General features: G+C 69.3%; 8 protein-coding genes. 4 read left to right on the forward strand and 4 right to left on the reverse strand.

Annotated elements, in window-relative coordinates; all coding sequences use genetic code 11:
• Positions 1–105: 105 nt before the first annotated feature.
• The 3 genes from ABN028_RS09290 (at position 106) to ABN028_RS09300 (ending at position 4477) form a co-directional block, all read left to right on the forward strand.
• A complete protein-coding gene (locus tag ABN028_RS09290) occupies positions 106–2841 on the forward strand; it encodes a glycoside hydrolase family 84 protein (protein WP_349696303.1) in 2736 nt (911 codons plus the stop codon).
• 384 nt (positions 2842–3225) lie between these two features.
• Positions 3226–3417: a hypothetical protein gene (locus ABN028_RS09295; protein ID WP_349326075.1), complete on the forward strand. Its 192-nt coding sequence runs from the start codon at positions 3226–3228 to the stop codon at positions 3415–3417.
• A gap of 292 nt (positions 3418–3709) precedes the next feature.
• Positions 3710–4477 carry a class I SAM-dependent methyltransferase gene (locus tag ABN028_RS09300; RefSeq protein ID WP_349326076.1) on the forward strand — a complete coding sequence of 256 codons (768 nt, stop codon included), beginning with the start codon at positions 3710–3712 and terminating at the stop codon, positions 4475–4477.
• 265 nt (positions 4478–4742) lie between these two features.
• Here the strand turns inward: ABN028_RS09300 and glgB are convergent, their stop codons facing one another.
• The 4 genes from glgB to ABN028_RS09320 form a co-directional block, all read right to left on the reverse strand.
• Positions 4743–6962 (reverse strand): 1,4-alpha-glucan branching protein GlgB, encoded by a 2220-nt coding sequence (glgB, locus tag ABN028_RS09305; RefSeq protein ID WP_349696304.1) that lies wholly within the window; start codon positions 6960–6962, stop codon positions 4743–4745.
• A gap of 100 nt (positions 6963–7062) precedes the next feature.
• On the reverse strand, positions 7063–8493 hold the full coding sequence (locus ABN028_RS09310; protein WP_349326078.1) for a maltokinase N-terminal cap-like domain-containing protein: 1431 nt from the start codon (positions 8491–8493) through the stop codon (positions 7063–7065).
• An 86-nt stretch (positions 8494–8579) separates the two neighbouring features.
• Complete coding sequence (treS, locus tag ABN028_RS09315; protein ID WP_349326079.1) at positions 8580–10259, reverse strand: maltose alpha-D-glucosyltransferase; 1680 nt, start codon at positions 10257–10259, stop codon at positions 8580–8582.
• Positions 10260–10504: 245 nt separating this feature from the next.
• The gene (locus tag ABN028_RS09320; RefSeq protein WP_349696305.1) at positions 10505–12778 is read right to left on the reverse strand and encodes an alpha-1,4-glucan--maltose-1-phosphate maltosyltransferase; all 2274 of its coding nucleotides are present in this window, start codon (positions 12776–12778) and stop codon (positions 10505–10507) included.
• 291 nt (positions 12779–13069) lie between these two features.
• On the opposite strand from ABN028_RS09320, the gene glgP reads away from it, so the two are divergent.
• Positions 13070–15784: an alpha-glucan family phosphorylase gene (gene glgP / locus ABN028_RS09325; protein WP_349326081.1), complete on the forward strand. Its 2715-nt coding sequence runs from the start codon at positions 13070–13072 to the stop codon at positions 15782–15784.
• Positions 15785–15792 lie beyond the last annotated feature (8 nt).

A 15792-nucleotide genomic window follows, 5' to 3' on the forward strand; every position in this document is an offset into this window, starting at 1 on the left:
CTGGGTAAGCACCTGATGACCTGTCCGGGTCTGGCAGGGGGTGCCAGGGAAATCCCCAGAGGCGTACCGGGGGATCCGGTCACAGGTGAGGGGGACGCCGCGGCGATGGGTGGACGTGAGCGAGGCGGGCTCGTACGCCGGTTGGTCGTGGCGGCGGTGGGGGTCCTCGTGGCCGTGGCGATGCTGCCGAGCGCCGAGGCCGAGGTTGCGCGCTCCTTCGAGGGATTCGGCCTGATCGGCCCCGTCGGGATCGTCCGCGGCGTCGATTCCGACGAGCAGACCGAGCAACTGGTCCGCGATGTCCTCGCCCGCGCCGGTGTCCGCAAGGTGGTCGACACGGACGGAACACAGCCGCGCACCCACCTCACCGTGTGGCTCGGCGACGCTGCCACGACTCTGGCGGCGCTCGGCTCCAAGACGGCCGCGACGCTCCCCGCCGACAGCTACATCCTCGCTGTCGGGAAGGACCACGACGGGCGTGGTCACGTGGTGCTGGACGGTGCGGACGCCGACGGGACCTTCTACGCGGCCCACGCACTGGCCGACCTGGTTCAACGTCGCAGCGGACCCGACTTCATGCCGCCGACGCACGTGCAGGAGACGCCCTCGATGCGGTACCGCGGCGCGGTCGAGGGTTTCTACGGCACGCCGTGGTCGTTAGAGGAGCGCCTCGACCTGCTCGACTTCATGGGTAGGCATCGGATGAACACCTACGAGTACGCACCGAAGGACGATCCGTACCAGCGCAAGCTCTGGCGGATGCCGTATCCCGCCGAGAAGCGCTCCCAACTGGACACGCTGGTGCGCAGGGCACGGCAGAACCGGGTCGACCTCGGATTCACGCTGTCGCCGGGACTGTCGATGTGCTTCAGCGGCGAACAGGACTACAAGGCCCTGACGGCGAAGCTCGACTCGATCTACGCCCTCGGCGTCCGGTCCTTCACGATGGGCTTCGACGACATCGATCCCACCCAGTGGCACTGTGCCGCGGACGAGACGACGTACGCCGACAAGCCGGGAGGGGCGGCCGAGGCGCAGGCCGCTCTGCTCACCCGCCTCCAGCACGAGTGGGCGAACGGCAAGCCCGACATCGCGGCGCTGCGGATCGTGCCGACGGAGTACGACAGCGTCACCGACTCGCCCTACAAGAAGGTCCTGCGGGCCAAGCTGCAGACGGGTGTGACGGTGTACTGGAGCGGGGTGGCCAACATCCCGCGCTCAGTCAGCCGCGACCAGGCGGCGCAGGCGGCCAGGGTGTTCGGGCACGAGATCATCCTCTGGGACAACTATCCGACCAACGACTACATCCCCGGCCGGATCCCGCTCGGTGCGTACTCCGGCCGGGAGAACGGGCTGTCCGGTGAGGTCGCGGGCGTCCTGTCCAACCCGATGAACCAGTCGGCGTTGAGCAAGATCGCGTTGTCCGCGGTCGGCGAGTTCGGCTGGGACGACGAGGGCTTCGACCCGGCGGCGGCGTGGACGCGCGCACTGGCCGACCAGGCCGGTGGCGACCGGAGAGTGGCCGGCGCTCTCCGCTGGTTGGCAGACCTCAACAACTTCGACGGCGCGCTGCACTATGCCCGGGCGCCGGTGCTCTCGGTGAAACTGGCGGACTTCTGGACCGCGTGGAACGACGGCGACCGGACCCGCGCGGCGGCGGAGCTGCGTCGCACGCTGGCTGAGATCGCCGGGTCACCGCAACTGATCCGGGAAGGTGTCGACGACCCGAACTTCGCGACCCAGGCCGCCGGCTGGCTCGACGCGACCGAACTGTGGGCACGTGCCATGCAGGCATCGCTCGCCGCCCTGGTAGCTGCGGCGGAGAACGACCTCGCGGCGGCCGCGGACGCCCGCGCGGCGGCGAACGGCCTGGTCGAGCGCGCCAAGGAGGTCCGGGACACCCGAAGCCCGCACGCTGGTCGTCAGCTGATGGTCGGCGACGGGGTGGTCGACGAGTTCGTCGCCCGGGTCGACCGGGCAGTCGACGCCGCCCTCGGCATCGGGCTCGACCGGCCGCAGGCGCAGGCATCCATGGACACCTACGCGGGCCACGAACCGGCCCAGATGCTCGACGGCGACAAGAGCACCTACTACTCCAGTGCGCGGGCTCCCGTGGTCGGCGACTTCGTCCAGGTCGATCTCCGTGTCGAGCACGAAATCGGCGAGGTGCGGCTCGAGCTGGCGTACGCCAACTCACCGAAGGACTACCTCCGGTCGGGCGTACTGGAGTACTCCACCGACGGCGAGACCTGGACCGTTCTTACCCGAGGCGACGCCGCGGAGGTGCTGGCGAAGGCCCCGAAGGGGACGCGGGCGCGCTACGTCCGCTACCGCGCTGCGGCGGCGAACGCTCCGTACTGGCTCGTGGTCCGTGAGTTCGACGTCGAGGTTCTCGACCGTACGACTCTCTCCGTCGACGGTGGCTCCGACCATGAGGACGAGTCCGACGACGAGAACGAGTCTGACGACGAGAACGCGGCGGACGGCGAGAACGATGCGGGCGACGCGAGCGGTACGGCGAATGCCGCGGTGGACGGCGACCCCCACTCGAGTTACCTCGGGACCGGTCCGGAGGGCGACGATGACCATCTGGTCGTCACGCTGTCGACGGCCCGCCCGCTGGAGCGGGTGAGCGTCCTGCAGGCCGCAGGGGAGACCTCGCAGGGGACGCTGGAGGTGCGCAGGAGCGGGACATGGACGGTGATCGGCCAGGTGGGCGGCACCTACACGTCGATCCCGGTGCGGGACCATGCCCCGGTCGAGGCACTCCGCCTACGGTGGAAACGCGGCGAGGTCGCTCCCAGGGTCGCGGAGATCGTTCCGCACTACCTGCCCGACTGAGGCAGCCCACGCCGCCGTGGGGGCGGGGCGGGCTCAGGAAGTTGGACCCGGACCAGAAATATCTTGCGAAGACTGGAATGTCCGACCAGGCTACGACGTTGCCACTTATTGGTTGGGAAGGCACCAAGCCGAAGCACCGCAGAAATACTGTCCACACAAACCCGGATCATCATCGAAGGAGTGGTCAGCCAGCGAGCTGCCACGCGAGCCAGCCGGTCGCACCAGCGCCGGTTCGGCCGCCGGAGTCGACCCAGAAGTCGACGCCACTCGATGTCGGGGGGTCAAGGAAGACGCCTGGGCAAGGCGGCGTGCGGCTGGTCGTCGAGGGAGTGAACCTCCCCGTTCCCGACCATTCATCACCAAACCTACGGAGATCGAAGAACCATGTGGCCTGCCATCAGCAATTTCGCCAACGACTACAACTACCGGTACGACGAGCGGACCCGGCACCAGGTGGTGCCCTTCCCGCGTCAGCGCAACCGGTGGGTCGTCCGGTCGCTTCGCGGCACCGGGGCGCAGCTGGTCCGGTTCGCCGACCGGCTCGACGCCCCCCGTCCCAACGCCGAGACCTGCTGACCGGACCGGACGGGCCCGGTCAATGACCTGACCGGACCGTCCAGGTCACGCACGCACAGCGCTACCTGGAGCAGCACGTCCTGCGGGGCCCCTTTTGCAGGGGCCCCGCAGTCTTGTGTGCGACGGGCGGAGCGCCCCCGAGCGTTGTCCCAGACGGGGCGGCCCTGCGAGCGTTGTCCCAGACCGGGGGTCCGGGCGTTGTCCCAGACGAGGGCGCCTCGCGTCTGGTACAGACGTTGCGGCGTCGGAAAACCGCTCGCGGCGACCCGTCGTGGGGGTCATCCTTCTCGCTATGGCCAGCACAACAGCGTCGTTCGAAGAGTTGCTCGCCGAAGGCGAGGCCGTACCCGTCGAAGGGTGGGACTTCTCCTGGTTCGAGGGGCGGGCGACCGAGGAACGTCCCTCCTGGGGCTACTCACGCCTCCTCGCCGCCCGCATGGCCACCGCCGAAGCCGGCCTCGACATCCAGACCGGGGGCGGTGAGGTCCTGGCCAGCATCCCCCAAGCACCGCCCGTGCTGGCCGCCACCGAGTCGTGGCCGCCGAACATCGAGGTCGCCCGAGGGAACCTGCGCCGGCTGGGCGCGTCGGTGGTCGAGGTCGCCGACGAAGCGCCGCTCCCGTTCCCGGATGGGTCGTTCGATCTGGTGGTGAGCCGGCACCCGACGGTCACGCTGTGGGACGAGATCGCACGGGTTCTCCAGCCGGGTGGGACCTACCTGTCGCAGCAGGTGGGTGCCGGTACGGTCCGCGAACTCAAAGACTTCATGATGGGCACCCAGCCGGTGGGAGGCGACAGCACCCAGCGGGCCGCGACGGAGGCCGAGCGGGTCGGCCTCGAGGTGGTCGACCTGCGCCACGAGTCGCTGCGTGCGGAATTCTTCGATGTCGCCGCCGTGGTGCACTTCCTGCGCAAGGTGATCTGGATCGTCCCCGGCTTCACGGTCGAGGCGTACCGCCCCAGGCTGGCTGACATGCACGCGCACATCGAGCGGCAAGGGTCCTTCGTCGCCCACACCCAACGGTTCCTCGTCGAGGCCCGCAAGCCCGATGTGAGCTGACCCTCAGGCTCACTGTCGACCTGCCGGCCGCCGCCCCGCCGCCTCCCCGGTGCCGCCCCGTCCCCTCCCCGGTGCCGCCCCGCCGCCCGGTAAATGACCACGCTGAGCATGCCAGTGGTACCGGGAACAGCCATCCACGCCTCGCCGGATACCACGGGCATGCTCAGCGTGGTCATTTACCGGGCGCTGCGGTGCTCAGCGTGGTCATTTGCCTCAATCGCTTCAATCGCCGGGTCGTTGCGGAGCGCCAAGACCCGAGTCCCGGTCAGGGCGCAGGCTTGTGGCGGAGCCAGACGGTGCCGAGGGGCGGGACCCGGAGGGTCGCCGACGCCGGACGGCCGTGCCAGGGTTCGGCCACTGCCTCGACGGCACCCAGGTTGCCGACGCTACTGCCGCCGTATGCATCGCCGTCGGTGTTGAGCACCTCGTGCCACGCGCCCGTCGTCGGAAGTCCGATCCGATACCCCTCGTGCGGTACGGCGGCGAAGTTGGCGACGCACGCCAGCAGCGAGCCGTCCGGCCCGGCGCGGACGAAGCTGAAGACGTTGTTGCCCGCGTCGTTCGCGTCGATCCACGCGAACGCACCGGAGTCCTGCTCGCGCGCCCACAGCTCGGGCGACTCGCGGTAGACCCGGTTGAGGTCGCGTACCAGCGCCTGCACGCCCTGGTGTTCGGCGAACTCCAGCAGCCACCAGTCCAGCTCGCGCGACTCTGCCCATTCGTTGCTCTGGGCGAACTCCCCGCCCATGAAGAGCAGCTGCTTGCCCGGATGAGCCCACATGTATCCGAAGAACGCCCGCAGGTTGGCGAGCTGCTGCCACCGATCACCAGGCATCTTCGCGATCAGAGACCCCTTGCCGTGCACGACCTCGTCGTGGGAGAGCGGCAGGACGAAGTTCTCGGAGTACGCATAGATGAGGGAGAACGTCATCTGGTGATGGTGGTACTGCCGGTGGACCGGCTCGTGTCGGATGTACTCCAACGAGTCGTTCATCCAGCCCATGTTCCACTTGAACCCGAACCCGAGCCCGCCCAGATGCGTGGGCCTGGTGACCCCGGGCCACGAGGTCGACTCCTCGGCGGCCGTGACGATGCCGGGCACCCGCCGGTAGCAGGTCGCGTTGACGTCCTGCAGGAAGCTCACCGCGTCGAGGTTCTCCCGCCCGCCGTACTCGTTGGGGGTCCACTCGCCTTCCTTCCGCGAGTAGTCGAGGTAGAGCATCGACGCGACCGCGTCGACGCGCAGCCCGTCGATGTGGAACTCCTCCAGCCAGTAGAGCGCGTTGGCCAGCAGGAAGTTGCGGACCTCCCGGCGGCCGAAGTCGAAGACCAGCGTGCCCCAGTCCGGGTGCTCGCCGCGGCGTGGATCGGCGTGTTCGTACAGCGGAGTGCCGTCGAACCGCGCCAAGGCCCACTCGTCGCGCGGGAAGTGTGCCGGAACCCAGTCGAGCAGGACCCCGATGCCGGCCTGGTGCAGCGCGTCGACAAGCGCTCGGAAGCCGTCCGGGTCACCCATCCGCGCCGTCGGCGCGAAGTACGACGAGACCTGGTAGCCCCACGACGGACCGTACGGATGCTCCATCACCGGCATGAGCTCGACATGGGTGAAGCCGAGGTCGCGGACGTACGGCACCAGCTCGTCGGCGATCTCGCGGTAGGACCGCCCCATCCGCCACGATCCGAGATGCACTTCGTAGATGCTCATCGGTTCGGCGTGCGGCTGGGCGGCGGCGCGCCGGGCGAGCCACTCGGCGTCGTCCCAGGCATACGACGAGGTGTAGACGATGGAGGCGTTGGCCGGTGGTGCCTCGGACCGGAACGCCAGCGGGTCGGACTTCTGCCGCCACCCGCCGTCGCGCCCGAGGATCTCGTAGCGGTAGAGGGTGCCGTCGCCGACGTCGGGGATGAACAGCTCCCAGACGCCGCTGCTGCCGAGCGAGCGCATCGGATGCCCGCGCCCCTCCCAGAAGTTGAAGTCGCCGACCACTCGGACACCGCGCGCGTTGGGCGCCCAGACGGCGAACGACGTACCGGTGACCGGACCGGCCGGGGTGTCGTAGGTGCGGACGTGCGCACCCAGCACGGTCCAGAGCTGTTCGTGACGACCCTCGCCGATGAGGTGCAGGTCCATCTCGCCGAGCGTGGGCAGGAAGCGGTAAGGGTCGTCCGTACGGACGCTCACTCCGTCGGGATAGCCGACCTCGAGCCGGTAATCGGGCACCTGCGAGCCCGGGAGGACGCCGACCCAGATGCCTTCGTACTCGTGGGTGAGCTCGACGAGGGTGCTCGTGTCAGGTGTGGCGCCCACGCGGACGCAGACCTTCTCCGCCAGCGGACGCAGGACGCGGACGGTCACCACGCCGTCGGAGCCGACGTGGGGGCCGAGGATCCCGTGCGGGTCGTGGTGCTCCCCGGCGACCAGCCGGGCCAGCTCCTCGCGGGCGATCTCGGCGGGCTGGGCGGGAACGGTGGTGTGGTCGGGCATCGTGGGGCACCTTCTTCGGGCCGATGCTGCGGCGTGTCTCGCGGTATGAGGGTGGCGCACTCCAAGGTGTTCGGTGCCTATTACCTCATCAACGGACTGTTCAACCGGCGAGGCGCCGGATCGCCGCGAGGGGGATCCCGATCCAGTCGGGTCGGGTGCGGGCTTCGTAGACGACCTCGTAGACCGCCTTGTCGGTTTCGTACGCACGCATCAGGACGCCCTGGTCGCGCGGGTCGCTGCCGGCCACCTCGCCGTAGCCCTCACAGAACGCCGAGCGGTTGCGCTCGGACCACTCGGCCGCGCGGTAGGCGAGCTGGTGCTCGTCGGGGTGGTCGTGGCCGGCGAGCAGGTGCTGGGCGGCGTAGTCGAACGAGCGGAGCATCGCCGCAACGTCGCGGATCGGGGAGTCGAGCGCGGTGCGTTCGGCCCAGGCGCGGGCCGGCTCGCCCTCGAAGTCGATGATCCGCCAGCCGCCGACGGTCCGCATGGTCTGGCCGAGGTGGAAGTCGCCGTGGATCCGCTGGACCTGGACGGACTCGAGGGCGCCCTCGAGGTCGTCGTAGGCCTGGCGCAGGCCGCCGGCGTAGGTCTGCAGGGCCGGTACGACGTCGATCGCCGCGGCCAGCCGGGACCGCATCGCGCCGGCCAGGCTGACCAGCTCGTCGCGCCCCCACTCGCCGGTCGGGAGGTAGCGGGCCATGTCGGCGTGGATCTGAGCGGTCGTGGCGCCCAGCCGGTGGGACTCAGCCGCGAAGTCGCCGCCTACCTCGTCGGCGTGCAGGTCGGCTTCGGCGTAGAGGTCGCGCACACTGGTGATGGCCAGCTCCCACCCGTCGGTCGCCGTACGGAAGAAGTCGCTGAACATTCCCAGGTCGCCGCGCCCTGGCTTGCCGTCGGCGTCGGGCCACTCCGCCTCGATCCAGCCGAAGAGGCGGGCGACGTTGCCACAGTCGTGCCGGGCGAAGGCCTCGTGCACCTCGATGTCGGGGTTGCGCCCGTGGTGCACCCGCCGGAACACCTTCAGCAGCACGTCCTCACCGAACACCAGGGACGTGTTGCTCTGTTCGCCGGTCAACACCAGCGACGGCAGCTCGGTTTCGACGTCCATGGTCCCGATCCGCTGGAACGCCACGTCGCCTGTGACCGTCGTACGCAGCAGACCCTGGAGGAAGGCCGGCGTGGCCTCCTTGTCGTGCAGGGCGTCGTAGGCCCAGACGATCTTGCCGCCGAGCTCGGGCTCGGCCCAGTCGGCGATCGCGGCGTGGCCGAGGTGGTCCTCCGGTTCGTGCCGGTAGGAGACCGGGAGCTGGTAGACGTCGACCAGGTTGCCTCCCCCGTCGGCATAGCGAACGGTCACCAGCTCGATCCGGACCGCGGGCCAGGCCGTGTTGTTCGAGTCGGCCGGCGGTGCGGAGAGCCAGCTCAGGGGGTGGATGGCTTCCACGGTGAACTCTCGTCCCTTGCCCGCGAACCATCGCTGGCGTTCGAGATAGTCATGGAGACCGGTGGTCTGAGCGGCTTGTCCCATCATCGCCTTTCGGTCGCCTTCCTCGAGGGCGGTGTTGTCTCAAGACTGTGTTGGCTCAAGGAAGTGTCGTCTCGCCCTGTCGCTTTGCCTCAGGCCAAGGGCTCCTCACCTGTGGGTAGGGGCAGCCGGAACCAGTAGAACCCGTGGCCACCGAGGGTCAGCAGGTACGGCAGCTCGCCGATCTTCGGGAACCGCACCCCGCCGATCAGCTCGATGGGCTCGACCCCCTCCCATCGGCGCAGGTCGAGCTCGACCGGCTGCGGGAACCGGGACAGGTTGTTGACGCAGAGCACCGCGTCGTCGCCCTGTTCCCGAACGAACGACAGGACGCTGGGGTTGCTACCCCCAAGATCGGTGAACGAACCGGAACCGAACGCCGGATTCTGCTTGCGTACCCAGATCATCCGGCGCACCCAGTGCAGCAGCGAGGAGCTGTTCTGCAGTTCGGCCTCGACGTTGACGGCCTGGTAGCCGTAGATCGAGTCCATGATGACCGGCAGCGCGAGCCGGCCGGGGTCGCAGGCGGAGAAGCCGGCGTTGCGGTCCGGGGTCCACTGCATGGGAGTACGCACGCCGTCACGGTCGCCCAACCAGATGTTGTCGCCCATGCCGATCTCGTCGCCGTAGTAGAGCACCGGCGATCCGGGCAGCGCCAGCAGGAGCGCGGTGAACAGCTCCATCTGGTTGGTGTCGTTCTCCAGCAGGGGAGCGAGGCGCCGGCGGATCCCGATGTTCGCCTTCATGCGGGGGTCCTTGGCGTACTCCGCCCACATGTAGTCGCGGTCCTCGTCGGTGACCATCTCCAGCGTCAGCTCGTCGTGGTTGCGCAGGAAGATGCCCCACTGGCAGCGGTCGGGGATCTTCGGCGTCTGCGCCATGATCTCCGAGATCGGGTAGCGCGACTCCCGGCGTACGGACATGAAGATGCGGGGCATCACCGGGAAGTGGAACGCCATGTGGCATTCGTCGCCACCGCTGCCGAGATCCCCGAAGTACTCCACGACGTCGGCCGGCCACTGGTTGGCCTCGCAGAGCAGCACCCGGTCGGGGTACTCCTTGTCGACCTCCTTGCGGATCCGGCGCAGGAACTCGTGGGTCTTCGGGAGGTTCTCGCAGTTCGTGCCCTCCTCTTCGAAGAGGTACGGCACGGCGTCGAGGCGGAACCCGTCGATCCCGAGGTCGAGCCAGAACTTCAGCGCGTCGATGATCGCTTCGCAGACCTTCGGATTCTCGAAGTTGAGGTCCGGCTGGTGGGAGAAGAACCGGTGCCAGAAGTACTGCTTGCGTACGGGGTCGAAGGTCCAGTTGCTGGTCTCGGTGTCGACGAAGATGATCCGCGCGTCCGGGTATCCCTCGTCGGTGTCGGCCCAGACGTAGAAGTCGCCGTACGGACCGTCGGGGTCGTTGCGGGACGCCTGGAACCACGGGTGCTGGTCGGAGGTGTGGTTCATGACGAAGTCGATGATCACCCGGATACCCCGGGCGTGAGCGGCCTCGACGAACGACACGAAGTCGTCGTGGCTGCCGATGTCGGGCGCGATGGCGGTGTAGTCGGCGACGTCGTACCCGCCGTCGCGCAGCGGCGAGGCGTAGAACGGCGGCAGCCACAGGCAGTCGATACCCAGCCACTCGAGGTAGTCGAGCTTCTCCCTCAGCCCGCTGATGTCACCGATCCCGTCGCTGGTGGAGTCGGCGAAGGAACGGACGAGCACTTCGTAGAAGACCGCCCGCTTGTACCACTCGGGATCCGACCCGAGGCCGCCCACCACGCCGGACGCGCTGGCGTCCGGTGCCGTCGAGGTGGAACCAGCCGTCGAGGTGGAACCAGCCGTCGAGGTGGAACCAGCCGTCGAGGTGGAACCAGCCGTCGAGGTGGAACCAGCCGTCGATGTGGAGCCGGCCGTCGATGTGGAGCCGGCCGTCGACGTGGAGCCGGCCGTCGATGTGGAACTGGGGTCGGGAGGGCGCCCGCCGGAGCTCCCGGACGGACGGTCCCCTGGGGCAGCAGTCTGGATCATGCGATACCTCGTCGGAGGGAGAGGATGTGGGCCGGCTGGACAGCGGGGTCGAGCCGGAGATAGTTGTGCTGTCCCCAGCGCCATGTCTCGCCGGTCAGCTCGTCGTGCACGACAAAGGTGTCGTGCCAGTCCAGGCCCAGGTCGGGCATGGTGAGGGAAACGACCGACTCACGGGTCCCGTGCGGGTCGAGGTTGACTGCGACGATAACGGTGTCGGCTGCGCCGCTGTGAGCGCTGTCGCGCTGCCCGTCGGTGTGGTCGCCGTCCGGCAGCTGCCCGCGCTTGGAGAAGACGAGCAGGCTGTCGTCTGGAACATGGTGGAAACGTAGGTTGCGCAGGCGTTGCAGGGCCGGATGTGCACGGCGGATGTCGTTCAGTTGGCGCAGATAGGGCATGATCGACTGGCCCTCGCGGTCGCCGCCCGGCTCGTAGGCGGACCAGTCGCGGGGTCGGTACTGATACTTCTCGGAGTCGAGATACTCCTCGCTGCCCGGGCGCAGAGCCAGGTGCTCGCAGAGCTCGAAGCCGGAGTAGACACCCCAGGTGGGGGAGAGCATCGCCGCCAGGACGGCGCGGATCTTGAACGCCGCCGGCCCGCCGTCCTGCAGGAACGCGGTCAGGATGTCCTGGGTGTTGACGAAGAAGTTCGGCCGCAGGAACGCCGACGTCTGCTGGCTGAGCTCGGTGAGGTAGGACTCGAGCTCGTCCTTGGTGTTGCGCCAGGTGAAGTACGTGTAGGACTGGTGGAAGCCCACCTTGGCCAGCGTCTGCATCATGGCCGGCCGGGTGAACGCCTCGGACAGGAAGAGCACGTCCGGATCGGTCGTACGAATCTCGGCGAGCAGCCACTCCCAGAACTGCACCGGCTTGGTGTGCGGGTTGTCGACCCGGAAGATGCGTACGCCGTGGTCCATCCAGTGCCGGACGATCCGCAGCACCTCGGCGTAGATCCCCTCGGGGTCGTTGTCGAAGTTCAGCGGGTAGATGTCCTGGTACTTCTTCGGCGGGTTCTCGGCGTAGGCGATGGTTCCGTCGGACAGCGTGGTGAACCACTCGGGGTGCTCGGCGACCCACGGGTGGTCGGGCGCGGCCTGCAGGGCCAGGTCCAGCGCGACCTCCAGGCCCAGTTCGCCCGCGCGGGCCACGAACGCGTCGAAGTCCTCCAGGGTGCCCAGGTCGGGATGGACGGCGTCGTGGCCGCCCTCGTCGGACCCGATCGCCCAGGGCGAGCCGGGATCGCCGAGCCCAGGGTCGAGGGTGTTGTTGGGGCCCTTGCGGTTGACCTTGCCGACCGGGTGGATCGGTGGCAGGTAGACGACGTCGAAGCCGTTGGCGGCGATGGCGGGCAGGCGTTCGGCGGCGGTCTTGAACGTGCCGGAGACCCAGCGGCCCTCCTCCGCGGCGAGGTAGGCGCCCTCGGACCGCGGGAAGAACTCGTACCAACTGCCGTACAACGCCCGCTCGCGGTCGACCCGCAGCGGGAAGGGTTCGGAGGCGGTCAGCAGGTCGCGCAGCGGGTGCGCGGCCAGGACCGCGGACACCTCCGGCGCCGTGGCGACATGCAGCCGGGCCTCGGCGGGGCGGGAGTCGTCGCGGAGCGCGTGTACGGCAGCCTCGAGGATCCGGCGACCGGCCCGGTCGGCCGCCGGAAGGTTGTCAGCGGCGCGCCGCAGGACCTGCGCCCCCTCGGCGAGCATGAGTGGGACGTCGAGACCAGCGGGGACTTTGATCTCCGCAGCGTGCCGCCAGGTGGACACGGGGTCGCCCCACGCTTCGATCGTGTAGGTCCAGTCACCCTCCGCATCGGGACGGATCTCCGCGAACCACCGGTCGGTCCCCGGCTCGCCGGGGCGCATGGGGATCCAGCCGAGGGTGCGGCCGTCCGGGCCACGGGTGACGACATTGGCGCCGAGCGCGTCGTGGCCCTCGCGGAAGATCGTCGCCGCGACCGTGAACGCCTCGCCGACGACGGCCTTCGCGGGGAACTGCCCGCCGGCGCGTACGACCGGATCCACCGAGATGATCGGGATCCGGCCGATCACGGTGTGCGGGTCCCAGGACCGGTCCGCTGCCGGGTCGGGCCGGTGGCGCGCTCCGGTGGTGTCCTCGCCGACCTCCGCGACCTCGGGGGCCTCGGTTTCGGTCCCCTCCGTGACCTCGGGGGCCTCGGTCGCTTCGGCGACCTCCCCCGAGGTGATGGTGCCGCGGCCGGGATCCGGCGCGCCGTGAGCCTGCTGCCTGGGGTCTTGGGGCATCTCGTTGGGAGCCATGGAAGTCCGGGAGCTGGGGGATGGGCGGGCGTGGGATCGGTTGTTTCGGGATCGACGCTGAGACACAGCGGTGAACCTACTCATCCCAGTATCACGGGTAGAGCCAGGGCATGCTCGGGTTGGGTACGGTTGGCGCCGCGCAGCCAACGCGAGGCCCGCCACGAGGCCGACCAGCAGCAGGTTCATACCCGGGTGGTTCCCCCGGAGCGGCTGCAAAACCTTGCTTGTTCTGCAACGACAGAGCAGGCCCCACGGCGTGTCGGAGATGGCGCTGGGTTAGCGTGTGCCCTCGTGCGTGCCATCCGTCGTTTCACCGTCCGTCCGATGCTCCCCGAGCCGCTCGCGCCGCTCGGCGACCTCGCCCTCAACCTCCGCTGGTCGTGGCACCCGCCCACCCAGGACCTGTTCGCCGCCGTCGACGGCGAGTTGTGGGAGGCGAGCGGCCATGATCCCGTACGCCTGCTGGGCGAGGTCACGGCCGAGCGCCTCGCCGAACTGGGCTCCGACCAGGGCTTCCTGGCTCGCCTTGGAGAGGCAGCGGACGACCTGCGCGACTACCTCACGAGCGACCGTTGGTACCAAGCGCAGGGGCCGGATGCTCCGCGCCAGATTGCGTACTTCTCACCCGAGTTCGGGATCAGCGCGGTGCTTCCGCAGTACTCCGGCGGCCTCGGCATCCTGGCCGGCGACCACCTCAAGGCGGCCAGCGACCTCGGCGTACCGCTGATCGGTGTCGGCCTGCTCTACCGGCACGGCTACTTCGTCCAGTCACTCTCCCGCGAAGGCTGGCAGCAGGAGCGCTACCCGATCGTCGATCCGCAGGCGATGCCGCTCACGCTGCTCCGCGAGGCGGGCGGTACGCCTGCCCGGGTGAGCGTCGCGCTGCCCGGTGGCCGGCAGCTGGCCGCCCAGATCTGGGTCGCCCAGGTCGGCCGGGCGCCCTTGCTCCTCCTCGACTCCGGCATCGAGGACAACCAGCCCCTCGAACGGGACGTGACCGACCGGCTCTACGGCGGTGGCACCGAACACCGGCTGCTGCAGGAGATGTTGCTCGGCATCGGCGGCGTACGCGCCCTGCGGGTCTACAGCCGGATCACCGGCGCGACCCCACCGGAGGTGTTCCACACCAACGAGGGGCATGCGGGCTTCCTCGGCCTCGAACGGATCCGGGAGTACGTCGAGGGACACGGGCTCGACTTCGACGCCGCGCTGGAGATCACCCGGGCCGGCACCGTCTTCACCACCCACACGCCGGTCCCTGCCGGCATCGACCGGTTCACCCGCGAGCTCGTGGAGCAGCACTTCACCGTGTGGGCGCGTACGCCGGTGGCAACGTCCGCGGCATGGGAGCGCGGGCAGGACGGGTCCGGCACCACCGCAGGCTCTGGCTCCGGCGATGGCGGAGCGGCGGGCGCCGGCATCCCGATCGGCCAGGTGCTCGCACTCGGCGCCGAGGACTACGAGGGCGGCGACCCAGGCCTGTTCAACATGGCGGTGATGGGTCTGCGGCTCGGTCAGCGCGCCAACGGCGTCAGCGCCCTGCACGGCGAGGTGAGCCGGGGCATGTTCGCCGGGCTGTGGCCCGGCTTCGACGCCACCGAGCTTCCGGTGATCTCCGTCACCAACGGGGTCCACGCTCCGACCTGGGTAGCCCGGGAGATGAGCGAGCTCGAGGCTGGCGCCGACGGGTCGGGCGATCCTGACGACCGCCTCGCCGGGATCGTCGATGCCCCCGGCACCTGGGACGTCGCCGACCAGATCCCGATGGCGGAGATCTGGTCGGCCAAGGCGAAGCTCCGGGCCCGGCTCGTGGAGTTCTCCCGTGCGCGGCTGCGCAAGGCGTGGCTCGCCCGTGGTGCCTCCGAGGCCGAGCTGGGCTGGATCGACGACGCTCTGGACCCGAACGTGTTGACCATCGGCTTCGCCCGGCGGGTTCCTTCGTACAAGCGACTCACTCTCATGCTCACCGACCGCGAGCGGCTCAAGCGGCTGCTGCTCGACCCCGAGCGGCCGATCCAGCTGGTGATCGCCGGCAAGTCGCACCCGGCCGACGACGGTGGCAAGAAGCTCATCCAGGAGATCGTGTGGTTCGCCGACGATCCCGAGGTGCGCCACCGGATCGTGTTCCTGCCCGACTACGACATGTCGCTGGCGCATCCGCTGGTCACCGGCTGCGACGTGTGGCTCAACAACCCGTTGCGCCCGTACGAAGCCTGCGGAACGTCCGGGATGAAGGCGGCCCTCAACGGCGGGCTCAACGTCTCGATCCGCGACGGCTGGTGGGACGAGTGGTTCGACGGCGAGAACGGCTGGGCGATCCCGTCCGCCGACGGGGTGGACGACGCCTACCGCCGGGACGAGCTCGAGGCGACCGCGTTGTACGACCTGGTCGAGAACCAGGTCGCGAGGCGCTTCTACGACCGTGACGCCGCCGGTCTGCCGCGCCGCTGGCTGGAGATGGTGCGGCACACGCTGAAGTCGCTCGGGCCGAAGGTGCTGGCGAGCCGGATGGTCGGTGACTACGTACGCGAGCTGTACACGCCGGCCGCCCAGAGCTCCCGGGCGCTCAACTCCTCGTTCGACGGGGCGCGGGCGCTCGCGGCGTGGAAGCGCAGCGTGCGTGACGGCTGGTCCGGCGTACGCGTCGACCACGTGGAGTCGACGGGCGCCGGCGATGGCGCCCAACTGGGTGGCTCGGCCGCGTTGCGGGTCTTCGTCAGCCTGGGGTCGCTCACTCCGGAGGACGTCGACGTGCAGGTGCTGCACGGCCGGGTGGACGACTCGGACCAGCTGAGGGACCCGACCGCGGTGTCGTTGAAGCAGGCCGAGGCGTATGAGGCGGGGCGGTATCGCTACGAAGGGGAGGTCCACTTCGACCGGACCGGCCCCGTCGGCTACACGGTGCGGATCCTGCCGCACCATGAGCGACTCTCCGGACCTGCCGAGCTCGGTCTGGTTGCCTGGCCACCCTCGAGCCCCGGATTCACCAATGGCGACCTCCGCTAGGCGTTCCT

The sequence above is a fragment of the Actinopolymorpha sp. B17G11 genome (assembly GCF_040196095.1).
GTDB lineage: Bacteria > Actinomycetota > Actinomycetes > Propionibacteriales > Actinopolymorphaceae > Thermasporomyces.

Coding starts and splice junctions, on each gene's coding strand:
- ABN028_RS09290 (WP_349696303.1), top strand. CDS start 106: ATGGGTGGACGTGAGCGAGGCGGGCTCGTACGCCGGTTGGTCGTGGCG.
- ABN028_RS09300 (WP_349326076.1), top strand. CDS start 3,710: ATGGCCAGCACAACAGCGTCGTTCGAAGAGTTGCTCGCCGAAGGCGAG.
- ABN028_RS09310 (WP_349326078.1), bottom strand. CDS start 8,493: ATGATGGGACAAGCCGCTCAGACCACCGGTCTCCATGACTATCTCGAA.
- glgB (WP_349696304.1), bottom strand. CDS start 6,962: ATGCCCGACCACACCACCGTTCCCGCCCAGCCCGCCGAGATCGCCCGC.
- ABN028_RS09295 (WP_349326075.1), top strand. CDS start 3,226: ATGTGGCCTGCCATCAGCAATTTCGCCAACGACTACAACTACCGGTAC.
- ABN028_RS09320 (WP_349696305.1), bottom strand. CDS start 12,778: ATGGCTCCCAACGAGATGCCCCAAGACCCCAGGCAGCAGGCTCACGGC.